The organism is Alkalicoccus saliphilus (assembly GCF_003044065.1).
GTDB classification, from domain to species: domain Bacteria; phylum Bacillota; class Bacilli; order Bacillales; family Salisediminibacteriaceae; genus Alkalicoccus; species Alkalicoccus saliphilus.
This window is the reverse complement of sequence record NZ_PZJJ01000006.1, coordinates 16,627-38,977: the sequence shown is the minus strand read 5'-3', so window position 1 is coordinate 38,977 and position 22,351 is coordinate 16,627. Positions and strand designations below refer to the sequence as shown.

At 43.9% G+C, this 22,351-nt stretch carries 23 protein-coding genes and 1 pseudogene; 3 read left to right on the top strand and 21 right to left on the bottom strand.

What is annotated here, in order from left to right:
• Nucleotides 1-29: 29 nt before the first annotated feature.
• The 7 genes and pseudogenes from C6Y45_RS05550 to yhfH all read right to left on the bottom strand — a co-directional run.
• Nucleotides 30-602 (bottom strand): annotated as a pseudogene (locus C6Y45_RS05550) (polysaccharide deacetylase family protein); the annotation flags it as partial.
• Nucleotides 603-657: 55 nt separating this feature from the next.
• A complete protein-coding gene (locus C6Y45_RS05545) occupies nt 658-1,461 on the bottom strand; it encodes an STAS domain-containing protein (RefSeq protein WP_146159153.1) in 804 nt (267 codons plus the stop codon).
• Complete coding sequence (locus tag C6Y45_RS05540) at nt 1,430-2,128, bottom strand: cobalamin B12-binding domain-containing protein (RefSeq protein ID WP_107584077.1); 699 nt, start codon at nt 2,126-2,128, stop codon at nt 1,430-1,432. The genes C6Y45_RS05545 and C6Y45_RS05540 overlap by 32 nt, the downstream gene beginning before the upstream one ends.
• A gap of 84 nt (nt 2,129-2,212) precedes the next feature.
• Nucleotides 2,213-3,163, bottom strand: coding sequence for an alpha/beta hydrolase (locus tag C6Y45_RS05535; RefSeq protein WP_107584076.1), 951 nt, complete (start codon nt 3,161-3,163; stop codon nt 2,213-2,215).
• A gap of 250 nt (nt 3,164-3,413) precedes the next feature.
• Nucleotides 3,414-3,938: a type 1 glutamine amidotransferase domain-containing protein gene (locus C6Y45_RS05530; protein WP_107584074.1), complete on the bottom strand. Its 525-nt coding sequence runs from the start codon at nt 3,936-3,938 to the stop codon at nt 3,414-3,416.
• A 68-nt stretch (nt 3,939-4,006) separates the two neighbouring features.
• Entirely contained in the window at nt 4,007-4,651 is a 645-nt protein-coding gene (locus C6Y45_RS05525; RefSeq protein WP_245922583.1) for an HD domain-containing protein, read from the bottom strand.
• Nucleotides 4,652-4,813: 162 nt separating this feature from the next.
• Complete coding sequence (gene yhfH, locus C6Y45_RS05520; RefSeq protein ID WP_425427856.1) at nt 4,814-4,951, bottom strand: protein YhfH; 138 nt, start codon at nt 4,949-4,951, stop codon at nt 4,814-4,816.
• Between the two features lie 707 nt (nt 4,952-5,658).
• Here yhfH and C6Y45_RS05515 point away from each other — a divergent pair.
• Nucleotides 5,659-5,853, top strand: coding sequence for a hypothetical protein (locus tag C6Y45_RS05515; protein ID WP_107584070.1), 195 nt, complete (start codon nt 5,659-5,661; stop codon nt 5,851-5,853).
• Between the two features lie 166 nt (nt 5,854-6,019).
• Here the strand turns inward: C6Y45_RS05515 and C6Y45_RS05510 are convergent, their stop codons facing one another.
• Both C6Y45_RS05510 and C6Y45_RS05500 read right to left on the bottom strand, forming a co-directional pair.
• Nucleotides 6,020-6,808: a peptidylprolyl isomerase gene (locus C6Y45_RS05510; protein ID WP_245922581.1), complete on the bottom strand. Its 789-nt coding sequence runs from the start codon at nt 6,806-6,808 to the stop codon at nt 6,020-6,022.
• A gap of 409 nt (nt 6,809-7,217) precedes the next feature.
• Nucleotides 7,218-7,721, bottom strand: coding sequence for a YwpF-like family protein (locus tag C6Y45_RS05500; RefSeq protein ID WP_107584066.1), 504 nt, complete (start codon nt 7,719-7,721; stop codon nt 7,218-7,220).
• Between the two features lie 62 nt (nt 7,722-7,783).
• Here C6Y45_RS05500 and C6Y45_RS05495 point away from each other — a divergent pair, with 62 nt between their 5' ends.
• Complete coding sequence (locus C6Y45_RS05495) at nt 7,784-8,554, top strand: hypothetical protein (protein WP_107584064.1); 771 nt, start codon at nt 7,784-7,786, stop codon at nt 8,552-8,554.
• Here C6Y45_RS05495 and C6Y45_RS05490 read toward each other — a convergent pair.
• The 9 genes from C6Y45_RS05490 to C6Y45_RS05450 all read right to left on the bottom strand — a co-directional run bounded on the left by C6Y45_RS05490 (nt 8,523) and on the right by C6Y45_RS05450 (nt 17,824).
• Complete coding sequence (locus C6Y45_RS05490; protein ID WP_107584062.1) at nt 8,523-9,473, bottom strand: DUF2207 family protein; 951 nt, start codon at nt 9,471-9,473, stop codon at nt 8,523-8,525. The two genes, C6Y45_RS05495 and C6Y45_RS05490, sit on opposite strands and share 32 nt — an antisense overlap.
• The gene (locus C6Y45_RS05485) at nt 9,473-10,138 is read right to left on the bottom strand and encodes a TVP38/TMEM64 family protein (protein ID WP_107584060.1); all 666 of its coding nucleotides are present in this window, start codon (nt 10,136-10,138) and stop codon (nt 9,473-9,475) included. The genes C6Y45_RS05490 and C6Y45_RS05485 overlap by 1 nt, the downstream gene beginning before the upstream one ends.
• A 341-nt stretch (nt 10,139-10,479) precedes the next feature.
• The gene (locus tag C6Y45_RS05480; RefSeq protein WP_107584058.1) at nt 10,480-11,634 is read right to left on the bottom strand and encodes an MFS transporter; all 1,155 of its coding nucleotides are present in this window, start codon (nt 11,632-11,634) and stop codon (nt 10,480-10,482) included.
• Between the two features lie 29 nt (nt 11,635-11,663).
• Complete coding sequence (locus C6Y45_RS05475; protein WP_107584057.1) at nt 11,664-12,875, bottom strand: EAL domain-containing protein; 1,212 nt, start codon at nt 12,873-12,875, stop codon at nt 11,664-11,666.
• A gap of 12 nt (nt 12,876-12,887) precedes the next feature.
• A complete protein-coding gene (locus tag C6Y45_RS05470; RefSeq protein ID WP_107584055.1) occupies nt 12,888-13,736 on the bottom strand; it encodes a PHP domain-containing protein in 849 nt (282 codons plus the stop codon).
• The gene (nadE, locus tag C6Y45_RS05465; RefSeq protein ID WP_107584053.1) at nt 13,736-14,566 is read right to left on the bottom strand and encodes an ammonia-dependent NAD(+) synthetase; all 831 of its coding nucleotides are present in this window, start codon (nt 14,564-14,566) and stop codon (nt 13,736-13,738) included. Before nadE ends, C6Y45_RS05470 begins: the two co-directional genes overlap by 1 nt.
• Before the next feature lie 91 nt (nt 14,567-14,657).
• Nucleotides 14,658-14,981 (bottom strand): hypothetical protein, encoded by a 324-nt coding sequence (locus C6Y45_RS05460; protein ID WP_107584051.1) that lies wholly within the window; start codon nt 14,979-14,981, stop codon nt 14,658-14,660.
• Between the two features lie 124 nt (nt 14,982-15,105).
• Nucleotides 15,106-15,528, bottom strand: coding sequence for an acyl-CoA thioesterase (locus tag C6Y45_RS05455; RefSeq protein ID WP_107584049.1), 423 nt, complete (start codon nt 15,526-15,528; stop codon nt 15,106-15,108).
• Nucleotide 15,529: 1 nt separating this feature from the next.
• Nucleotides 15,530-17,824 (bottom strand): AAA family ATPase, encoded by a 2,295-nt coding sequence (locus C6Y45_RS05450; RefSeq protein ID WP_107584047.1) that lies wholly within the window; start codon nt 17,822-17,824, stop codon nt 15,530-15,532.
• A 374-nt stretch (nt 17,825-18,198) separates the two neighbouring features.
• Here C6Y45_RS05450 and C6Y45_RS05445 point away from each other — a divergent pair, with 374 nt between their 5' ends.
• Nucleotides 18,199-18,876, top strand: coding sequence for a TVP38/TMEM64 family protein (locus C6Y45_RS05445; RefSeq protein WP_107584045.1), 678 nt, complete (start codon nt 18,199-18,201; stop codon nt 18,874-18,876).
• Here the strand turns inward: C6Y45_RS05445 and C6Y45_RS05440 are convergent.
• The 3 genes from C6Y45_RS05440 to acnA all read right to left on the bottom strand — a co-directional run bounded on the left by C6Y45_RS05440 (nt 18,811) and on the right by acnA (nt 22,349).
• Nucleotides 18,811-19,293, bottom strand: coding sequence for a VanZ family protein (locus C6Y45_RS05440; protein WP_107584043.1), 483 nt, complete (start codon nt 19,291-19,293; stop codon nt 18,811-18,813). The two genes, C6Y45_RS05445 and C6Y45_RS05440, sit on opposite strands and share 66 nt — an antisense overlap.
• A 126-nt stretch (nt 19,294-19,419) precedes the next feature.
• Nucleotides 19,420-19,557: a hypothetical protein gene (locus C6Y45_RS17375; protein ID WP_160058145.1), complete on the bottom strand. Its 138-nt coding sequence runs from the start codon at nt 19,555-19,557 to the stop codon at nt 19,420-19,422.
• A gap of 68 nt (nt 19,558-19,625) precedes the next feature.
• Nucleotides 19,626-22,349 carry an aconitate hydratase AcnA gene (gene acnA, locus C6Y45_RS05435; RefSeq protein WP_107584041.1) on the bottom strand — a complete coding sequence of 908 codons (2,724 nt, stop codon included), beginning with the start codon at nt 22,347-22,349 and terminating at the stop codon, nt 19,626-19,628.
• Nucleotides 22,350-22,351 lie beyond the last annotated feature (2 nt).

Genomic DNA, 22,351 nt, shown 5'->3' with positions numbered 1-22,351 from the left:
ATCAGGAGGCGGAACAGGAGAAGACGACTTCATTTCTTTTCCTGAGGTTTTATGAAGTTTACGGAATCAGGAATGATACACTCATATCCTGCTTCCATTATTTTATCCAGAAGTTCAGGAAGTATCCGTAAAGTCTGAGGAAGTTCGTGTAGAAGAATGATTCCTCCAGGTTGGAGATTATTAACCACATTTCTTACGATCTGCTGCGGATCCTTCCGGAGTTCCCAGTCCAGGGAAGATATGTTCCAGAGAACCATCTGCATCTTCAGCCCGCGCAGAACTTCCAGCGTCGTTTTGTTATATCTGCCGAAAGGGGGGCGAAACAGTAAAGGATATCTTCCTGTTATTTTCTGCAGCTGTCTGCAGCTGACCTCCAGCTGTCTTTTTTGAAACAAAGAGGGCATCGTATCGAGATTCACATGGGTATGGGCGTGTGATCCAAGCAGATGACCTTCATTCAGCAGTCTGTTCCATGGTCTGTTACTGAACAAAGTACGGGTATTCCAGAAAAATGCGGATGGAACCCCCCTGCTTTTCAGCACATCCAGAATAGGTACGGAATATTTTCCCGGCCCGTCGTCGAATGTAAGAAAAACTTGTTTTTCTTCTGTTTTGAACCGGGAAAAACCGTCAGAGGCTGGAAAGTTGAACTCAACTTTACTTCCAGATGCTCAGGGAGTCAACGGATGTTTTCTCATATCCTTCTTCCTCCTTCTCAAGGCGGAGCCATTTTTCTACTGCCGTTTTAGCAGAATGATCAAATTCAACCTCCAGTTCACTGCGTACCGGGGCAAGAACTCTTGCATGAGAAGGATGGAGTCCAATAAGCACAATCTTTATACCCATTTGCTGAAACACGAGTACGAGACCGGAAAATTTTTGAACTCCTTCTTCATCGACAGTTCCTACGCCGGTAAAATCAATGAGTATCCGTTCCGGCTGGGAGTAATAGGAGCCCTGCAGCGCCTGCTCCTCAATCGCCGTCAGCTTTTCCACGGTTAAATCCCCGAACAAAGGGATAAGAGCCATATTTTCCGTTAATTCTATGAATGGCCCCGAAAGTTTATCAGACCGCTTCACAACATGCTGAAGCTTTTCCGATTTTTCATAAAGCTCAAAATTCGTTTCGCTCAGTCTTGTCTGAAGAGTTAAGAGGCGGCTGGATACTTTATGATAACTGTCGGATAATGGAGCAAACGCCACCTCCCAGCCTTCTTCTACCGGCGAAGCAAAAATGGAACAAAGAACTGCTCCCCCATCCCGGCTGTATATATTTATTTCCGCTCCTCTTACGATCTGCTGCTGCATCAGGATATTATTAAATTTTTCCCTGCTTCCTTCTTCGATAAGTTCCATCAGCAGAGAAGCTTCCGGAAAGAGACTGGATGCCTCCCTCGTCCACGCTTTTATTTCGCCTTCTGCATTTATTTTAACTAATGGAAGAGGTGCCTGTGTCTCCATTAATATCATCCTTCTTTTTCTCCTCTCGTTCTTTAAACCACCGATCCAGGTCATCCAGACTTTTTATGAAATTTGCAGAAAATCTGCTGTCTCCGGAAAAATCATGCCGGGAAACTAATCGACCGCCGATTAAAATCTCCATCTTTTTCTTAGAGGAAGCAAAAGCTTCCAGGTATTTTGTCAGTTCCTCCACACGGTAACTTAATGAAAAAGAAGCCCCGACGACACCCGGCTGCCAGCGATCGATTTCCTTTACCACGTATTCAGGAGGCAGCTCTGACTGAAGGAATTTTACATTCCACTGACGTTCCCTAAATAAGATAGATACCATTTTCAACCCCAGATAGTGCTGCTCATTTTCCATAGTGTAGAAAAATGCTTTCGGTACTCCGTCAATGGATTTCGATTGATTGACGAGTTCGTATTCTGTCTGGCTTAATATAAAATCGCACGTCCCTGTAGCGAGATGTTCTTCCGCAACCGAAATTTCTCCCATTTCCCACATTTTACCGACTTCATACATCGCAGGAGTAATTAGATCTCTGTAAAGATAAAACCTCGAAGCCGTTTCCCTCCATTGTTTCACAACCGCCATTGCTTCTGCATGGTCCCCTTCGAGAAGAGCCTCTGTAAAAAGTTTGACGGAGCTTTGAATAGCTATCACCATCACCGCATTTCTAATTTGAATAGTTACTTATTTTCCCGTCTGATTTAACAAGTATGAAACTATACTACCATATACAGACTCCGGTTAACTACCAGGAGACCTGTTGTCTTCCAGGCTTTGGACTATACACGATTCTACGGCCTTTCTGACAGCGTCTTTTTCGTTCAGCAGCTGGTGTCTCGCCCCTTCAAAAAGTGTTACGCGCAGGTTCTGGCATTTTTCACGGAAAAACTTCAAATTTTCCTTCCATTCTACTGTTGTATCCTTATTTCCCTGAAGGAGATGAATTTCTCCACCGTATACAGGACAGCGGCTTATGCGGCCGTGCCACGCTTCCAGAGCAAACATCCACTCTGCCTGCAGAAATTTCACCTGCAGCGGATCGTTTTTCGTAAAAAGGTGATAATTTTTATCTTCAGAGTTTTTCTTGAACCGTCTTTTATGTCTCGGGACCAGCCGGCTGAACAACTTGATTCCGGTTCGCAATTTCCGCCAGCGGTACGGCATATAAAGGGGGGCTGCAAATATCATTTTACTGAATTGAATTTTTCTATCACAGGCAGCCTGAAATAAAATTGCAGCTCCAGTACTGTGTCCCAGGCCATAAAGAGGAACATTCGCACAATATGGGGATACTTTACCCCATGCTTTCACCGCAGCTTCTACATATTCATCAAATGACGCAATACTGCCGGATGCCCCCCCGGAAAGTCCGTGGCCGGGGAGATCAAGCGCTGCCACCTGGTAGCCTTCCTGCAGAAGACGGTTGATTGTTCTGGCAAGTCCGGCGCTGTGATCAAGGTAGCCATGGATAATAAAGACTATCCCTTTGCAGGACGCAGGTGTGAAAAGCTGCAGAAAAAGCCTTCTATCTTCCACATAAATGAACTCATTACGGTATTCTGAAAAAGTAGTAATATCCAGCCCGTAGTAGGTGAAATACTGCTGAAGCTCTTTTATATTTATATGTGGATTTTTATTTTTCATTTCCAGATCTTTATGTTTTAAAGCGTCAATCCATGTTAATTGCTGCACGTTAACGGCTCCTTTTGATTAATATGTAAAAATAAGTATAATACAAATAATGTAAAACATGCAGTACAAGGAATTAGTCTGTCTATCCGGCCAGGCGGTTGTTTAGATATTTGACCTCCCCGATTTTACAAACCAAAAGTTTCTAAGGTTTATGCTTCACTCTCTTCAAGTCACTTGTCGGGCAGGAGTGGAGTTACAGCTTATTTTCCAAACAAAAGGAAAAAGCTGCCCGCAATGGACAGCTCCGGGTTTATCCGCGCTCAACTGCTTCAACGAGCGCCCGGCCGTATGCCGGAAGGTCCGGTGGACGCCGGCTGGAAACAATATGGCCATCTGTAACTACTTCTTCATTATGCCACTCTGCCCCGGCATTAACCATATCATCTTTTATACCGGGAGTACTCGTTACTTTTTTTCCTTTTAGAATATCTGCCGATATAAGCACCCAGCCGGCGTGACATATCTGTCCGATCACTTTCGAGTGGTCATCCATATGCTGAACCATTTTCAGCACCTCGGGATAACGGCGCAGTTTATCCGGCGCCCATCCGCCCGGTACGAGAAGTGCATCGTATTCTTCAATAATTACCTGCTCAAATGACAGATCTGAAGTAACGGGCACGCCGTGTTTTCCTTTATACTCTTTATCAGCTTCCCGGCCTGCAATGTGTACTACTGCGCCTTCTTCTTTTAGACGGTAGTGAGGGTAAATCAGTTCAGAATCTTCAAATTCATGTTCAACGACAGTGAGAACCTGTTTATTTTTTAAGCGCATTCTATGCCTCCTTCAAATTAAAACCACTTACTTGTTTAATTACCCGATGCTTGCTTTGTTTACACTTGTTAAGAAGTACCGCTCCACTCACTGTAAAATTCATCAAGAAAATTTTCCAGCCTTTTATGCCGTTTTTCTGCCCGCCTTCTACCTGTAGGTGTATTCATCATGTCTTTTACAGTCAGAAGTTTTTCATAAAAATGTGTAACTGCAGAAGCAGAGTTATCCCGGTATTCCTGTTCCGTCAAATTATACCGAGGCTGCTGTTCGGGGTGGTGCATTGGCGATCTGTGAAATCCTGCATACATGAAACAGCGCGCGATCCCCACGGCGCCTATCGCATCGAGCCTGTCCGCATCCTGCACCACTCCGGCTTCAAGTGTTTCCGTTTGTTTTCCGTTTCCCCCTTTGAAGGAAACAGATTCAATAATTTGCTGCAGTTTATTTCTTATATCTGAAGGGATGTTCTGGGTAACCATCCACTCATTTAAATATTCTTTCCCGGCAGACTGTGTAAAGTGAAATTTTTCATCACTCACATCGTGGAGAAGAGCAGCTAGTTCACACAGCTTCACGTCCGCCTTTTCTTCCTTCGCAATAGAGACCGCCTGGCTTCTTACCCTCATCGTATGAAACACGTCATGCCCGCTTGCGTCATCTTTAAAAAATTCCTGAGCTAAATCTTCCGCTTTTTTTATCCAAACAGTATACAAAATTATCACTCCCCGGAAGATATTTTACTATATTCGTTACCAGCCTGCCTTATTTTTTCGATGTAAGAATCTCGATTTGGAATCCGGGGAGCTGTATGCTGTTAATGCTTCTGTTTTATGACACAAAAAAACTTCCGGAATAAATTCCGGAAGCTTGAATTTCTACAATTGTGAAGCTGCAGCATCCTGTTCGCATTCCTGGCATTTCTGAATGTAGGATTCATGCATTTCGTCTAAAGGATTTCCACATTTCGAGCATTGCTTAGGCGGCAGGTTACGGAAAAATTCAACGGCGGACATCATCATGGTAAATCCCTCCATATATTTTTAAGATGAGTTCATTGTATTACAACAGTTATATAAAAACAACCCTTTATTATAACAATTTTTAATTTTTTTCTATCAATTGTGTTTTTATCGACGTACAGTACGTATATTTCTCTCTAAAACAGTATTTTATTGAGGGTAGTTTGTTACTCTGTATTAAAACAGTTTAGAATTTAGTAGGAAAAAGCAGCAAATTTTATAAATGCTGCCTTTAATTAGCTTGTGTAAGAGATGGATATAACACTGCTGTAATCTCAGCGGTACTTACCCGGGGCCTGTTCCCGCGGAGAACCGCCCACGGCATTGATCCTCCGAGTGTCCCCGCCTATGTTACACTGGGTAAAATTATTTCATTTTCAAAGTTCAGCTTTTAACTGCATTCATGTTTCTTTTACTGCTGCATTTGTTAAAATGTTTATGTGTTCTTCACCTATCACTTTTCAGTCGATTTTGACTTCTATCGATATTAAATAAATGGTAGCAAAGCTGAAAAATACAATACAGCTTTAAGTGAAATATTAAAAACTGTTCCGCTGACAGAGCCGCGGCACAGCGTTGAAACCTTCTCGTGCTTTCAGTTCAGCCGTATTTATTCAATTATCCAGCTTTTTCAATTGCACTGTGAAGCGTTTCATTCTATAATTAAAGTGATATGTGAGTAGAATTGGAGGTATTAGTTCATGTGGAATAAGGTATTGCCCGCAGGCCTTCTGACATTTATTTTTGTTATGATGCCGGCAGCAGCAGTTTTTGCAGCAGAAGCAGCAGAAGATGAAAATGGTGGATTCGGCTTCAGCGAAATCATTTTTACGATTCTTGCCTTTGTTGTCCTCGTCCTCTTCATTTATTATATGATCAGGGACAATGCCAAGTAGTCAGCACCATACATAAGCAGGGAAGGCTTGCCGTAAGGCAGCCTTCTTTCTTAATTTCGGCGTTTAATAAAAAGCCTTTTCCCGGCCGCCTGGGCAGGAAAAGGCTTTTTTATCTGTTGTTAACTTGATTCGTACGGTTACATAATACTTCGGATATTACTCTTTTCTATTCTTCATCGACAATTTCCACGGATTCGATCACTACATCTTCTGAAGGTTTATCCGCTGATTCCGTTTCCACAGCGGCTATTTCATCAACAACATCCATTCCTTCCGTCACGTGCCCGAATACAGTATGCTGAAAATCCAGATGCGGAGTTCCTCCCTCTTCCACATAGTATTCTACCCGCTGCTCGGGAAAGCCGCTGTCCTGAAACATTTCTTCTGACACCTGACTCTCATCGGCCTGAACGATAAAGAATTGACTGCTGTTCGTATCCGGGCCGCTGTTAGCCATGGATAGAGCTCCCCGAAAATGCCCGAGTGAAGGATCAAACTCATCTTCGAAAGGCTCTCCAAATGCGCTGTCTCCCCCCATTCCTGTTCCGGATGGATCACCACCCTGTACCATGAAATTTTCTATGACACGGTGAAATATTACTTCGTCGTAATACCCTTCCTCTGCCAGTGTAATGAAATTTTCAACGGCAAGCGGAGCTTCTTCCGGAAAAAGGATTAATTCAATTTCTCCCATGCTTGTGTGCAGCACGGCCTGGGGATAATTACTTTCATCTTCTTCAAACTGCGGATATGTAAGATCTTCCAGGTCCTCCAGTTCATCGTCCTGTTCTTCCGGCTCATCAATGTTCTCCTGATCCACTTCTTCCTCACCGGCGGGATCGTTCTGCAGGTTTTCATCAATCTCATCAGCAGCTTCTTCATTGTTATTTCCACAGGCAGAAAATAGTAACATACATCCTGCCACAGCGGATACTCCAGTTAATTTTCGTCTCATTATTTTCTCCTCCTCCTTCTTCTTCTACATTTTAATTTATGAGTGTAGTTACGGCAAGCATGCATACTGTATGATTGAAGCTTTCTTAAAACCGGAAGCTGTTTCATAGGGGATACGGGGTTTAAAAACAAATAATCTCTGGAATACTATGATAACTATCACGCTGATTCCTGCAGAGCATTCCACTCCCGACACAGAAAAATCAGCTGCCTGCATTAATTTCAGCAGGCAGCTGATAAGCACCTGAAACTATTGAAACTTTCCTGCTGCAATAACGTCTTAATACTGAACACTATCATTGAAATACCAGGTTTTATTTATACAGTATGAAAGGGAAGCCATAAGCTTTATTAATACGTTAAAAAACAGTACGATTTTTTACTGAAATATTAAATAAAGCTAAACTTATTTATGATTCTTTATCTTCCATTTCTTCTTTTGCCTGCTCGTACGCATTGGAAAGAATGCTTTGAATCGCCTTGCCCCGGTCGCTCTTTCGGCGCCGGTATTCATTATAAAGATCCTCCCCAGTATATCCTTCATCCAGCAGACTGCGAAGAAGCATATCTGACAGATCTTCCTTTTTAGCTACGATCCGCCCTTCAATGTGTACCGATAAGTGATCCTGCAGTTCGTGAACCGAACTTATAGAGCAGTAAAGTGTAGCAGGATCATTAGTTTTTTTAGTGATCGTAACTTCAGCCATGAGCGGCTGCTGGGTATCCAGGTACTCCTGAAAAAAATCATTCCACTCTTTATGGACTACCGCTTCAAGAAGCCAGCTTTTGTCCGCTTCCTCTTTGTTAATAATAAGACCGTCTACAAGGGGTACACTGACACCTTTCATAGGTTCATCTTCTGAAGGAGCCTCATCAAACAAAATAGTCAGGGAACATAATCGGAATGTTTTCATCATTATCCCTCCTGCTTTTCTTTATTAGCAGTGTATCATGAAACGAAGAAGAGGTGCTCAAAATGATTAATCATGCAGTAATATATCATCAAGAAAAACCACCGGCGCTGGATCCGGATGCAGACTATCTCCGTATACATGCCGGACTTGAGCCGGGACATCTGAGACTGACACCTGCTGCACTTAAAAAGCTGTGCAGTAAATACAGACAAATTACTCTCGTACTGCCAATAGCAACCAATGATGACCTGCAGCAGGGAAAACATGAAAATCAACAAACATTTCTTTTGGAATTATTCCGGCACTGGACGAATAAATCCCATGTTACTTTACATGTCGTTCAGGCGGATAAAAGCGATGAAAGCACGTCAAAATCAGAGCATCATGTCACTTCCGTTCAGGCGTGGCATGAAAAATCGCAGATAAATGCAGAAAGAATCGCGAAAAGCTATTTTAGATTTCTCCCGGTCTGGAGCCGCCGACTGATTCAGTCCAGACAAAAAGAAACGTCGATTGTTGCTCTCTCGTTATTCGGTATCGAACTGCTTGAATTGGAACAAGAAAACAAAAAAGACCTGCCTCCCGAAATCAGTGCATGGATTATTAAAGGAGGGAAAATGGCCGGCGGAAAAGGCTACGCCCGGGGACGGCTGTGGTTTATCCGTTCCGGAGTTCATCCCGGGCTCGTTTACGCTGCTTTAACCCATTACCGTCCTTCCCTTCCATGGTGGATTTACCTTATAAGCCAGGCTGTGATTCATCAGGCAGTCATGAAGCGGTTTGGGAGCTGGAGAAGCCGGATTATGCGCCGTCATCATTGGCATTCGTACTGATAATATCTCCTTCAGTATGCTCAGCCTTGTAAAATGCTTCTGTTAACTGCTCCGATTCCCCACGATTTATAATAAAAAGCGCTCCCGTACCTGCGGCCGGCATATACAGCGGAAATTCGCTCGACCGAAGCTGTAAAGACGAAGCGTCCCTGAGTGGATAATTTTCTTCGTAATTGCCGGACAGCCCGAAAGCTACGGCATAAACGTAGTCGGCAGCGAGCTCTTCCAAAGGGCCTCCAGCTGTACGGTGGTTCTTTAAATAGTTTCGATAGCGCTGCCATCGTTCTTTCTCTTCCATTCCATATGCAGTAAGCCATTCCTGTTTGAGCATCAGTCCCCCGAGAACAGCACTTCCGGCCCAAACAGCCAGCCCGGAAACCGGGTGCTCAAACAGCATAACTGCTCCTGAAATCATCAGCAAAAAACTTGACAGCGGAAGAACAGTCCTTGCGTTTCTGCTCCTTCGGCTTATTACTGATTCACGAAGCTCCGTTTGTATCTCATTTTTTACTTTCTCCAGAAAAGTATAGAAGCTGCCTCTTTCTTCCGGGTCGACCGTTGCCGATTCCACGTCTTCCATAAAGAAAGTTCCATCTTTTCCTATTCTGTAAAACAAATAATCAACGAGTGACCGCTCGTATTGTTTCAGTTTGCTTCTATCAGCATTATCCATGTACATTACCCGACCGTCTGCAGTCCTTTCGGCAGAAAGGTGTTCTTTCAGAACAAGGTCCAGTATGGTTGCAGTAACGTGCCGGACAGTGAAAGAATCTCCTGTAATCAGTGAGGCTTCCACGGGTGTAATATTTTTTTTGATGACGGAAGGTGCTGCCGTAAGGGCGCTGTTTCGTTCTTTCATCCACAGGAAAACGCTGAAAGCAAACAAAGCAAATGAAACTGAAGCCATTACTGTCATCATCAGACTGCCTCCTTACTCCTTAATCTAACACTCCAGTAAATAACCGCTGTTACAGTTAAAAATATAAGATAGAGAATAAGCAATGTAATAAAATCACTCCGTTCTGCCCAAAAAGGTGCGGCAATAAGGCTCAATATCCAAATCATAGAAATATTTCCGGCCGCTGTCCCCCACATGTATTCAGAAACTTTCATAGGTGTTAAGGCTGCGGCGGCTGATATTAAATTACTCGGCATAACGGGGATACTTCTTAAAACGACAATTGCTGCGATACCGTGCCGTTCGAGCAGGATGGCAGCCTTTTCCCAGCGGTCTTTTTTACCACTCCAGAAATTTTTGACTTTTTCTTCACTCCACGAACGGGCAAGAAGGAAGCAAAAGCCTGCACCGGCTGTTGTTCCTGCGAAACTAAACAACAACCCTTCCCAGAACCCGAATAAAAGGACATGAATAGTAACGATAATAATTACCGGAAAAACAGTGAAAACATTCTGGGCTATTAACAGAGGAATGGTCACTGCAAGGATTCCATATCCTGTTTCAGGAAAGATTTCCTGAGTAAAATAACTGATATTCTCTCCTCGCAGTTCGGATACCATCTCCCACTGCCAAATTAAAAATATCGCCAGCATCGCTAAAAAGATAACTGCACTCCATTTGAACATAGACAAATTCCCTTCTATCTCTTTACATCAGTATAACTTTTTCCTGGCTCCGGTAAAAATATTCAGGAGGATCGATTAGTTATTTTTATAAAAATGTTTTAATTAGCTTTAACGATTGTTTTTAAAACAAATTATTTTCTTCCGCCTGATGATAAATCAAAAAGGCACCTGGACATTTCATCCGGCACCTTTTCCGCATTTTGACTAACCCTTCTTTTTACAGTTTCTTAAAATAAGGGCAATAGTGAATTTGGCTCTATTAAAGCTCCGTAGTGAAGTTTTTCTCCAGCCGTCAACAGCGAATTTTAATACAGCTTTGAATTTAAATCGCCCAGTGTTTATTAATAGCTGAACTTTTGAATAAATTTCTTTCTGTATGTCAATGCTCCTATAAAGCCTGCAAATGCCAGACATGCCATAACTGCATAAAGTATTTTAAGGCTGTATGCATCTACAATAATCCCTCCTGCCGAGGATCCAATTACACCGGATACGCCGAAAAAAACGGAAATAAAGAGCAGATGCCCTGTAGATTCCAACTCTTTAGGAACGAGCCTGCTGACAAACTGAAAAGCTGTTAAATAAAAAACAGCAAACGCTATGCCGTGTGTCACCTGAATCATGAGTACGTAACCCGGTTCCGGAGCCAAAAAAAGCAGGATCCAGCGGACAGTGTAAAGTGCCGCTGCCAAAGCTATCAGGGTGAGAGGATGAAAACGGCGCATCCAATACGTACTGAAAGCGAACATCAGTGCTTCAGCAGTAACTCCGATGAACCAGGCCATCCCAATTACCGACTCGTCCGCCCCGAGATCAACTATGTATAATCCAATAAAGGAATCGTTCATACGGTGGGTCAGACTGATCGTCATAATAAAACCGAGAAAAAGAAGAAGCTCCCTGTCTTTACGAAGTTTCCAGGCGCTTCCGAGACTCACAGGTTTACTCGATGGCGTGCTGTCAGGAGAAGCGTAGGCGAATATGAGTGCTGTTACTAAAAATAAAGCAAACACTGCATAAATATGGCCTACCCCAATCCAGCTGAGAATGTAGCCGCCCGCAAGAGAAGCACTTCCAAAACCGAGGGACCCCCACATTCGTATACTTCCGAAAGACACGCTTTTTTCTACTGACACCTTCTGTGCGAGACTGTCGCCCAGCCCCCCTGCTGGAGAAAGAAAAGAAAAAAACAAATATACAGCCGGTATTATGTAATAAAACTCATTAAGCTGGAAAAGAAAAAATCCGACCGTTAAAGCCCCTGACAGGCAGAGGATGAGTATTTTACGGACTGTTTTCCATTTATCACTCATGAACCCCCAGAAAGGCTGGGCCAGGATAGCTGCCGCCGGCCCGGCAGCCAGCAGAACTCCGATTTCCCACGGGGTTAATCCTAAATATTGAAAATAGACGGGCAGGTAGCTGATCATAATAGTCATCGAGGCATGAAAGAAAAACAGTGTTCCTTTCAGCTTCCAGACTGGTGAAGACTTCAAACAGCCTCCCCCCTTTCATTCGGCCTGTTTTATTGAAACCAGTTCTGTCTGTAAAGATAAACAGGATCCAGGTCTACAAACAAATACAGATTTTTTTCTAAAGGACAGGAATAGGTCCTGATAATTTCATTTGTTTCAATATCTCTGTATTTATCCGAGAGCATACCATTTTTATTAAACTGCATTTCAACTACATTATCGAGAAAGTAAACGCGCCAGCTCCAGTTTTTCCCTTTGGCGGTTTCATCCATTTTCCACCCGGCTTCTTCTGTTTTTGTCCAGTTAACCGTCTGCTGGTACCCATACTTGTCGCATATATACATTCTGGAAGCTTCAATATCCATTTTTTTAGTCAGGCTTTTCAAGAAAGTATCCAGGGACTCCCTGCCAGTCCAGACTTTTTTAACCCGTTCATCCATCTTTACTAAAAGCTCTGTCTGACGATCCAGCCATCGGTAGTGCATATCAATAAAAGAGTGTATTAAATCCTTAACGACTTCCTGTTTTTCGCTGCGGCTGCTTCCTTCGGCATGCGGTAAACCGAGGAGAAATCCCTGAAAAAAGCGGCCTCCATATCTCCATGCCATATGAAGCTGATGGGACGTTTCAATGCCTGTAAAATGAAGGGCTGCCCCTAATTTTCTCGCATAAAAAGCGAGTGTATCGAGAATTTCACTATACGTGTAATAAGAAGATGTTTCCTCCAGATCGGAAACATCCACCTTAATAATGGATGGCTCCAGCGTCGAAAACTGATCAAGATGTGTGTCGTTAATACCTATATTGTCCATCGCTGTTAAATACCCGCTGGCCTTAAAGTAAAGAAGAATATGAGTGAGTTCTTTTAAAGTCCCTTCAAACTTTTCCGCTTGAATTTCAAACACCGTGTGGGAACGGGGAAATCCCTTTTTCTCTATTTCCTCAAAAAACTCCAGAAGCTCTTCGACCGCGTCAAGCGGTCCGAGTACTGCCGGCAGAATATTAAAATGCAGAACCGGCAGTTTTTCCAGTCTTAATGCTTTTTCCACGGCCCAACTGTAAATCCATTTATCGATTTCCCACTTAACTTCGTCCTCCACATACTCGTCAGTAAAAAATGAGACCATGGATGCGTATTTATCGTTTTCTTCATATCTGCCGAGCACCTCAAATGCAGAGGCTTCGTATTTATCTGCACTTATGACAGGCTGCAGAAAGGCATGAACTTTGTTTTTATTGTTTATAATATCTGAACTATTCATATTCTCCTCCACTTATCCGCCAATTCCACGGCATATATATTCCGCCTCTTTCCATGGAAGGGGCGAAGCACCTATTCGTTCTCCACTCCGGCCGAATTTTTCATGGTGAAAATCGGTGCCTCCTGTGCGGTAAAACCGTTTCCCTGTTTTAACTTCAGCTTTTTCAACCAATAGAAGAAAACGTTTAATATCTTTGGGGCTATGATCTCTATGGTACACTTCCACACCATCCAGCTGACCTCTTTCCAGCCAGTTTAATATTTGCTCATCCAGATTATAGTAAACCGGGTGAGCTGCTATCGCTGCTCCTCCGGCCTCCCGGATAATATTCACTGCTTCTTCCGGCTGCATTTCTTCTTCTTTTTCCACATAGCAGGGCCTGCCGTATCCTATGAATTTCTCAAAAACTTCACTGACAGATTCTGCATAGCCCTTTTTCACAAGAGCCCCAGCCAGATGGGGACGGGACCAGGTGACCCCTGTAACTTCTTTTTCCACGTCTGCGATGGAAACTGCCAGTCCTATAGACTGGCACTTTTCCACCATCTGCTTCATTCTGTTGTAACGTTTCTCCCGGTGAAATTGTAATTTTTCCTGAAGATTTTGTGAGCGGCTGTCAATTCCATAACCCAGAATATCAACACTTCGTCCTTTCACACGTGTTGAAAGCTCTATACCGTTTATAAATTTCATCCCGAGCGAGGCAGCGGCCTGCGCTGCCTCCTGCAGGCCGTCCGTAGAGTCATGATCTGTTAGAGAAATCATTTTCACGCCTGCTTCAGCACATTTTTTCATCAGCTCTGAAGGCGTATACCCACCGTCAGATATAGTTGAATGCATATGCAGATCAGCTCTGGACATTATTTCTGCCACCAGTAATCGTATATCGTGACAGGCATCTGCCTTTTATGCATCGTCTGTTTATATTTTGATTCAATAATGTTTTTGGCTTTTTCACTGACATCCTGACCTTCCAAATATTGATCAATTTCTTTATAAGTTACACCCAGCGCCTCTTCATCCGAGATCAGCGGCTGATCATCTTCAAGGTCTGCTGTAGGAACTTTGGAAACCAGCTTTTCAGGAGCTCCGAGTTTTTCCATTATTTTTTTTCCCTGCCTTTTGTTCAGGCCGAATAACGGGGCAATATCACAGGCGCCGTCGCCATATTTTGTGTAAAATCCTGTTACAGCTTCCGCAGCATGGTCCGTTCCGGCTACAAGGAGATTGTAATGAGCCGCTATATCATACTGCACTTTCATACGTTCTCTCGCTTTTGTATTTCCTTTAAGAAAATCAGAAAGCGGTTCTCCGAGAGCTTCCTCGAACTGTTCCATAGAAGCATCCACTGCCGACTGAATATTTACGGTCAGCACTTTATCCGGTTTTATATAGTCCACAGCAAGGGAGGCATCGTCTTCATCTGCCTGGACGTCATATGGGAGCCGCACTCCACAGAAAATATATGAACCGTCTGCTTCCTCTTCGTTCAGTTCGTTAATCGCCTCTTGAATAAGAGCACCTGCAAGTGTTGAATCCTGACCTCCGGATATACCAAGAACGTATCCTTTCATCCCGGATTTTTTTAAATAGGCTTTCAGGAAATTTTTACGCTGAGTAATTTCCTCCTCAACATTAATCTCCGGCTTTACTTCTAAATCGGATATGATTTCTTTTTGAAAGTTGTGCATACTATCATCCTTTCTTTGTTTAAAGTTCTTTTAAAGCAGTGAAAAAGTTGTCAGCTTTTCCGCGCCCGGTGATCGCTGCTTTTTTCTGCATTTAGTGAAATTGTCCGGAACCTGGCTTCCCCTGAAGCTTAGCCAGCTTAGCCGAATGACCTTCCGCCGTTAATATTTCTTTTTCCGTTGTTCCAATAAGATCATAGTGAGGATAATGGTTGTCTGTGTGAATCCACTGTGGTTTCAACCCGTATTTTTTTCCCCACTGAATAAGCGTTCTTCTGTCACAGCATGCAGCTTTCGTCACCGTTTTATATTCCGGGAAGCGGGGATCATACCAATAGTGGGTAAGAAAAGCTACTTCTCCCCGGTCCGCTTTCTGTCTCCACTGTTTCAGTTCATCCTTACTGACCCCAAAAGCCACATTCCCACCTCTTTTCGGTCTAATATTCGCATTTGACTTCTATTATTAATTCGCAGTTCTGTCCGTCAGCTCCTCGGGGACAGAAACTGTTTGGGACGGGTTACTATTCTGCAGCTGAAACCATTCAGGAGGTAATCCTGTTTTCCTTATATACCCTATCCCACTCGGGATAATGCTTTTTCATGGAAATTGGACGGAAACTTTCCTTATTTACAAGCACATGCTCACTCGTCCCCGTCAGGCAGAGTGTGCCCGAATCATCTTTAATTTCGTAACCGTAAGTAACTCTTACTCCTGAATAGTCTTTTACGTAAGTCGTGACAATTACTTCTTTTCCATACCTTGCCGGGAATTTGTAATCCATGCTGACATTCGTCACCGGAGCGAGGACTCCTTCTTTTTCCATTTCAATATAAGGAATCCCCATTTTTTTCATCAGGCTTGTTCTGCCGATTTCACACCATACGAGGTAATTAGCGTGGTACACAACTCCCATCTGGTCTGTTTCTGCGTATCTAACCTGGATCTTTACATCATCTTTAATCATGTCATTCCTCCTGCAGCAGGTAGAAATCATCTTTATGCAGTTCATTAAGTGCCCGATTTTTACTGCCGTAAATATAGTTATAGGCCTGAACCTGTACCGCGTTCTCTATCATATCCTTTACAGTACGGGCATTCCCGTCCACCTGCTTTTCCTTTATTTTCCTCAGAAGTTCTTCATAAACTCCCGCCCCTAAAGTATACCCATACTTTCCGGCATAAAAAAGGAGGATTTTCATAAGTTCCTCTGACTGGTAAGGAGGAAAATGAATTTCCTTTTTAAAGCGTGAGGCGATACCTGGATTACTTTTCAAAAGCTCGTCCATAGGGGATTCGTAACCGGCCAGAATAATGACAAGGTTTTCATTATGTTTAGTCATTTCTTCAACCAGTGTATCCACCGCTTCTCTTCCGAAGTCCTGATCTCCTCCCCTGAGCAGGGAATACGCTTCATCAATGAAGAGTACTCCGCCGAGAGCCTGCCGGATCAGTTTTTTAGTTTTAAGTGCCGTCTGTCCGGTATATCCTGCCACGAGGTCACTGCGGCCTGCTGTAATAACATGTCCGCGTTTCAACAATCCGAGCTGCTTGAGTATTTTACTGTATATGCGGGCGACAGTTGTCTTTCCTGTACCAGGCGGACCGGTAAAAACTGCATGAAGCTGTACCGGGACCCCTCGGTAACCTGCTTTTTTTCTTTCCTGCTGAACTTCCACAAAAGAGGCCAGCTGTTTAACTTCGCGCTTCACATTATCAAGACCGATTAGTTCTTCCAGTTCCAGAAAAGGGTCCGTGTCCGTTTCTGTTTCTGTTTCTTCGAAATACTTTCCTGAAAGCAGTGTCATCTGCGATTCGGAAAAATCTTTTGTTTGAGCCGCTTCTGCTCCCTGACGGAAAACAGCTTCCTGAATGAGCTGCTTAACCGTTCTTGCATTTCCAAAACTTTCATCGACCTGTTCTTTTTCAAGACGTGCCTTCAAAACTGGATACACATCAGGAGCTAGAGTAAAGTCCTGATCCAGCGCCGTTTTTACTCCTATTTCAATTAATTCCTGCATAGTGTAATCCGGCAGATCGATAAAATTGGAAGATGGGAAACGGCTGCGGAGCCCTGGATTGCTATTAAGAAATTCTCTCATTTCCACCGGATAGCCCGCCAGTATAACAGCAAAACCTCCCGCATATTTTCCGCTGGTCATCGCTGAAATCAACGTGTCGATGACAGTCTGGCCGTAGTCACTGCCTTCTCCTCCGCTTCTATGCAGAGTATAGGCTTCATCAATAAATAAAACTCCACCTAGGGCTTCTTCTATAACTGCGGTGGTTTTTTCTTCAGTCTGACCGACATATGCCCCTACAAGTCTGGACCGGTCAGCTTCCACGACCTTTTCTTTAGGGAGAACCCCCATCTCGAAATAGATCTCTGCGAGAAGCTTAGCTATCGTCGTTTTCCCAGTTCCGGGATTTCCTGTAATAATCATATTAAGGCTTTGTTCAGAACTGTTCTCGTATCCTCTCGTTTCCCGTTCCTTTTCATACTGCAGAAAATGGTAAAAGGCATGCACACTCTTTTTTACCTGCTTCATTCCTGTCATTCTGCTGAGCTCTTCAAGCGCCCTGCTCTCCGTACTCAGTTCTTCCTGTACTGCAGCATCCCAGTCTTCTGAAACCTCCATAAGGTTTTTAAGCACTTCATCTAAATTGTGTTTTTTTTCTTTGGAAGAATATATTCCTGAAATTGTGTTTCTGTAATCTGATGCCGCCGTTTCGGCTTCCTGGATCATCCTTTCTATTTCAGGGAGGAGATTAAGCCAGTGTGTTACTGCCTGATTTTTCTTACTCCCCCCCGCTCCTTGACATACAGTTTCTCTTTTTTCTTTTAACAGAGTGTACCCCGAAGTTCGTTCTTTTTCGACTGCCAGCAGCTGCCTCAGATGCTCCAGTTTTTTCTTCTTTCCATGACTGTGATCCGTTTCCCTTATTTTGGGAAATCCGTCCTCAAACCAAGGTTGTTTTAAGATTTCATATGCTATGTGAATAATAGTTTCACATACGTATTCGGACGGGTTATTTGACGAAAGGGCTGAAATCATGTATTCTTCCACTCTCTTATCCTGAAAACCTTTTCTTTCGAATCTGGCAGCTGCTGCCGCTGCCTCCCAATCAGGCCGCGACGTATCCTCTGCCGGGAGGTTATGAAGAACCCGGGTGATTTCAGCTTCGTTTAGCTCACTGTAGGGCATTTTTTTAACTTCCTGTATCTTCATTTCCGGGTTCAGCTCTGCGTTTTTTCCAACCATAAAAATACTTCCTTTCAAAGTGTCTTAATATGTAAGCTGTTTTTTCAAAACTGAATCCGCTCAAAGGGTACTTAATTATGATAACCAATTTAGAAACAGCTTTCCCAGCCGGACGTTTTATTACGATCTGTGGATTTAAAGGACCTGCTACATTAAGCTGCGCAATGTTATTTCCCGGCTGTGTCAGCAGATAATATAATTCTATTTTAACAGATTGTACGGCTTACGGTCACCGGCGGGGCCCGGGAGGAGCAGTTACTGTGCAGCCTGAAACCCTTGATTTTACGCTTTCCTGTATTCTCGCAGCCTTTCCTTAGTCCCTTTTGTTTATTCTATGTATAATAAAGAAAGACACTTATAAAGGAGATTGGACGATGGCACGCAAATTAGCAGTACTTCTTTTTACCTTCCTGACTGTACTTCTTTTATGGTTTTACCATGAACCGATGCTTATCTGGCTGGAAACATACGGCAGGGATTACATATTCGTTACTATTATAACTGCAACTCTTCTTTCGCTCTTCCCAGTCATCCCCTACCCTTTAGTGGGCGGAGTGATAGGAGCTGCCTTCGGGCCTTCCGGAGCGGTCATAATATGGACAGGCTCTACACTCGCTTCCATGTTATTTTTTTTAATGATCAGATATGGAGGGTTTGAAAAATCCGGAAGAAAACTGCTGGCCCGGTATACAGCAGTACAGGGGCTGACTCTGCTTTTTGAAAAGAATGCCTTTATGTCACTCACTGTTCTTCGGATGATTCCGGTTATTCCTTCCATTATTATTAATGCTTATGCAGCACTCAGCCGTGTTCCTTTTATTTTATATTCCACAGCTTCCGGACTCGGTAAAATCCCTTCTATGGCTTTATTCGCTCTTGCAGGCCACACGATAGTGACAGATCCTGCCGACCTCGTTTATATGGTAATTATCTATTCACTGTTTTTATTTACTGTCTACAGAGGATATAAATGGTGGTTGAAACGTTCAGGTCCTCCTTCTGACGATACGGCTTGTGATTCTCCAGACACAGTACCCGATAAAAGCTCCTGAAGTGTTTAATATAACGTCATCAATATTTGCAACCCGATAAGTAAAATAATACTGATTCACTTCAATAAAAACCGACAGCGCTGCTGCGGTACTTAATACGATTAAAAATACGGCCGTCCGGGTACGGTCGTTTTTTCTATGCAGAATATCCGTTAAAAGAAAACCATATGGAAAAAATAATAGAATGTTTCCTCCAAGAATGATCAGCGGATCAACATACGAAGCGCTGAAAAAGCCGATACGATATATACTTAACAGCGGAGTAAGATTATAATTTCTTCCATCCTCCCCAACCTCATGGAACGATGCCCCGTGATTCCAAGCGAAAAATACTATATAAAACAAAACCCCGAGATATGCTGTTAACAGAGCCCTGGAGGGTGTCCTCCAACCGTTCAATTTCTTATCCTTGTTCATCAAGAGCATTTCTCCTTTTAGAAACTGTAAGTTTATACAATTATCTCCCTACACGAACTTTCCCGCAACCAGTCTCACCGTTTTTTCACACTGCTTTAAAATTCCTCAATTATGAACCTGGCTTCCCTAATAAAGGGCTGCCAGGGGGGATGAAGGACGAGCAGAAGATCCATTTCTTCCGAGCATTTGGAGGAAGAAATGAGCTGAAGCCGGCCCGCCCGGAAAGCGTCCTGAGGAGGCGAAAGCAGGGAAATGCATAGGCATGTATAAAAAACACTTTATAAACAGCCTGAAAAAAGTCTCCGGAATTATCCGGAGACTTTTTTATTACTTTATGCTTTTTGAAGCGTGTTACGGAGTACCATTGGCAGGATACCTCCGTGACGGTAGTAGTCAATTTCCACTTCACTGTCGAAACGAGCGAGAACATCGAAGGTTTTCTTTTCGCCACTTTCAATGTCCGTTGCAGTAACAGTGATAATATCACGCGGTTTCACATCGTTGGATACTTTTACATCAAATTGCTCTGTTCCTTTCAGTCCCAACGTATCAGCACTTTCACCTTCCTGGAACTGAAGCGGAAGCACTCCCATGAGCACAAGATTGCTTCGGTGAATACGTTCGAAACTCTGGGCAATAACCGTTTTAATACCAAGAAGGTTTGTACCTTTAGCAGCCCAGTCACGTGAACTTCCCATACCGTAGTCCTGGCCAGCTAGCACCATCAGACCTGTACCTTCTTCTTTATACTTCATGCAGGCATCATAAATCGCCATTACTTCCCCTGTAGGCCAGTGGGTAGTGTAGCCGCCTTCTGTACCTGGAGCAAGCTCATTTTTAATACGGATGTTGGCGAACGTTCCGCGCATCATTACTTCGTGATTTCCACGACGGGAACCGTAGGAATTAAACTGTGCCGGGCTGAGCCCCTTATCGATCAGGAATCGGCCTGCCGGGCTGTTTTTCGCGATCGCCCCTGCGGGAGAAATATGGTCTGTAGTTACAGAATCACCAAGTTTTGCAACTGCCCGCAGCTCTTCAAGCGGTTTAACATCCTCCGGATCCGGAGACAGATTTTCAAAGAAAGGAGGATTCTGGATGTACGTGGACTCTTCATCCCAGTTATAAAGATCTCCTTCCGGTGTATCGAGCTTATTCCATTCTTCATTATCGTCGAATACCCGTGCATATTCCTTTTTAAAGAGTTTAGGATCCACGGCGTGTTCCATAGCAGCCTGGATTTCCTCATTCGAAGGCCAGATATCTTTAAAGTAGACATCTTTTCCATCTTTACTCTGGCCGATCGGCTCATTGTAAAAATCAATATCCACTGTCCCTGCAAGAGCATACGCTACGACAAGCGGTGGTGAAGCAAGATAATTCGCCTTCACTAACGGGTGAATACGTCCTTCAAAGTTCCGGTTTCCACTCAATACAGAAGAAACTGTCAAGTCAGAATCGGCGATAGCTTTTTCAATTTCTTCCGGCAGCGGACCGCTGTTACCAATACACGTCGTACAGCCGTAGCCGACAAGGTTGAATCCAAGTTCGTCAAGGTATTCCATAAGACCGGCATTTTCAAGGTATCCTGTCACTACTTTAGACCCTGGTGCAAGACTTGTTTTAACATACTCCGGCACTTCCAGTCCATGCTCTACAGCTTTCTTAGCGAGGAGTCCGGAACCGAGCATTACGTGCGGGTTGGAAGTGTTTGTACAGCTCGTAATTGCAGCAATGGCGAGTGACCCTGTTTTAAGGGTGGATTTTTTGCCATTCGGATGATCCACTTCCACCTGCTTGTCAACTTCCTCCGGTGAAAGGCCGAACCCTTTATTGCTTACGGGTGCAGTCAGAGCCTGCTCCCACTCTTTTTTCATATCCTTCAGTTCAATAAGATCCTGAGGACGCTTTGGTCCGGCAAGGTTAGGCTGAATGCTTCCAAGATCAATATTCAGCACATCTGTAAACTCCGGATCCTGACCACCCGGCGTATAGAACATGTGGTTGGCTTTGGAGTAAGCTTCCACGAGCTGGACGAGTTCTTCACTGCGGCCTGTGAACCGGAGGTAATTTAACGTTTCGTCATCTACAGGGAAAAATCCGCATGTCGCACCGTATTCAGGAGCCATGTTGGAAATTGTAGCACGATCCGCCAATGTCATTTCAGCAAGTCCCGGTCCAAAGAATTCCACAAATTTGCCTACTACGTTTTTCTCACGCAGCGCCTGTGTCACCTTCAAAGCGAGGTCTGTGGCAGTCGCTCCTTCAGGAAGAGCTCCATCCAGCTTCACACCTACAACTTCAGGCACCGGGAAATAGGAAGGCTGCTGCAGCATTCCTGCTTCCGCTTCAATACCACCAACGCCCCAGCCGAGTACTCCAAGTCCGTTAATCATCGTTGTATGGGAGTCCGTTCCGACGAGAGAATCAGGAAAAGCCGTTTTCTCTCCACCGTTTGTTTCCGACTGCATTACTACGTTAGCCAGATATTCCAGGTTCACCTGGTGTACAATACCGGTTGCCGGTGGAACTGCACGGTAGTTATCCAGTGATTTTTGAGCCCAGTTAAGGAATTTGTACCGTTCAAGGTTCCGCTCGAATTCCAGTTCCATATTGCGGCGCAGGGAATCAGGGGATCCAAAATCATCAACCTGTACGGAGTGGTCGACTACTAGATCGACCGGAATCGCCGGATTGATTTCTTTCGGGTTGCCTCCAAGATCGGACATAGCCTTTCGGAGAGACGCAAGGTCCACCACCGCAGGGACTCCTGTAAAATCCTGCAGAATAACTCTTGCCGGCTTGAAAGGAACGTCGATGCTTTTCAGTTTGTCGGTGCCCCAGTTAGCAAGGTTTTCCACGTGATCTTCTTTAATTACATGTCCATCATGCTGACGGAGTACTGATTCGAGAAGAACCCGTACAGAATATGGGAGTCTGCTGACATTCCCAACCCCTGCTTCTTCAATTGCCTTCAGATCATAATAATGATACGTTTCATTGTTTACTTCAAAAGTTCTTTTGGAGTTATAAAGTGTTTCTTTTTCATTTGACATAT

Excerpts from the sequence above, each read along its gene's own strand:
- C6Y45_RS05545 (WP_146159153.1), bottom strand. The coding sequence starts at position 1,461 with ATGGAGACACAGGCACCTCTTCCATTAGTTAAAATAAATGCAGAAGGC.
- C6Y45_RS05540 (WP_107584077.1), bottom strand. The coding sequence starts at position 2,128 with ATGGTGATAGCTATTCAAAGCTCCGTCAAACTTTTTACAGAGGCTCTT.
- C6Y45_RS05530 (WP_107584074.1), bottom strand. The coding sequence starts at position 3,938 with ATGCGCTTAAAAAATAAACAGGTTCTCACTGTCGTTGAACATGAATTT.
- yhfH (WP_425427856.1), bottom strand. The coding sequence starts at position 4,951 with ATGTCCGCCGTTGAATTTTTCCGTAACCTGCCGCCTAAGCAATGCTCG.
- C6Y45_RS05515 (WP_107584070.1), top strand. The coding sequence starts at position 5,659 with ATGTGGAATAAGGTATTGCCCGCAGGCCTTCTGACATTTATTTTTGTT.
- C6Y45_RS05510 (WP_245922581.1), bottom strand. The coding sequence starts at position 6,808 with ATGAGACGAAAATTAACTGGAGTATCCGCTGTGGCAGGATGTATGTTA.
- C6Y45_RS05500 (WP_107584066.1), bottom strand. The coding sequence starts at position 7,721 with ATGAAAACATTCCGATTATGTTCCCTGACTATTTTGTTTGATGAGGCT.
- C6Y45_RS05495 (WP_107584064.1), top strand. The coding sequence starts at position 7,784 with ATGATTAATCATGCAGTAATATATCATCAAGAAAAACCACCGGCGCTG.
- C6Y45_RS05490 (WP_107584062.1), bottom strand. The coding sequence starts at position 9,473 with ATGATGACAGTAATGGCTTCAGTTTCATTTGCTTTGTTTGCTTTCAGC.
- C6Y45_RS05485 (WP_107584060.1), bottom strand. The coding sequence starts at position 10,138 with ATGTTCAAATGGAGTGCAGTTATCTTTTTAGCGATGCTGGCGATATTT.
- C6Y45_RS05475 (WP_107584057.1), bottom strand. The coding sequence starts at position 12,875 with ATGAATAGTTCAGATATTATAAACAATAAAAACAAAGTTCATGCCTTT.
- C6Y45_RS05470 (WP_107584055.1), bottom strand. The coding sequence starts at position 13,736 with ATGTCCAGAGCTGATCTGCATATGCATTCAACTATATCTGACGGTGGG.
- nadE (WP_107584053.1), bottom strand. The coding sequence starts at position 14,566 with ATGCACAACTTTCAAAAAGAAATCATATCCGATTTAGAAGTAAAGCCG.
- C6Y45_RS05455 (WP_107584049.1), bottom strand. The coding sequence starts at position 15,528 with ATGATTAAAGATGATGTAAAGATCCAGGTTAGATACGCAGAAACAGAC.
- C6Y45_RS05450 (WP_107584047.1), bottom strand. The coding sequence starts at position 17,824 with ATGGTTGGAAAAAACGCAGAGCTGAACCCGGAAATGAAGATACAGGAA.
- C6Y45_RS05445 (WP_107584045.1), top strand. The coding sequence starts at position 18,199 with ATGGCACGCAAATTAGCAGTACTTCTTTTTACCTTCCTGACTGTACTT.
- C6Y45_RS05440 (WP_107584043.1), bottom strand. The coding sequence starts at position 19,293 with ATGAACAAGGATAAGAAATTGAACGGTTGGAGGACACCCTCCAGGGCT.
- C6Y45_RS17375 (WP_160058145.1), bottom strand. The coding sequence starts at position 19,557 with ATGCCTATGCATTTCCCTGCTTTCGCCTCCTCAGGACGCTTTCCGGGC.
- acnA (WP_107584041.1), bottom strand. The coding sequence starts at position 22,349 with ATGTCAAATGAAAAAGAAACACTTTATAACTCCAAAAGAACTTTTGAA.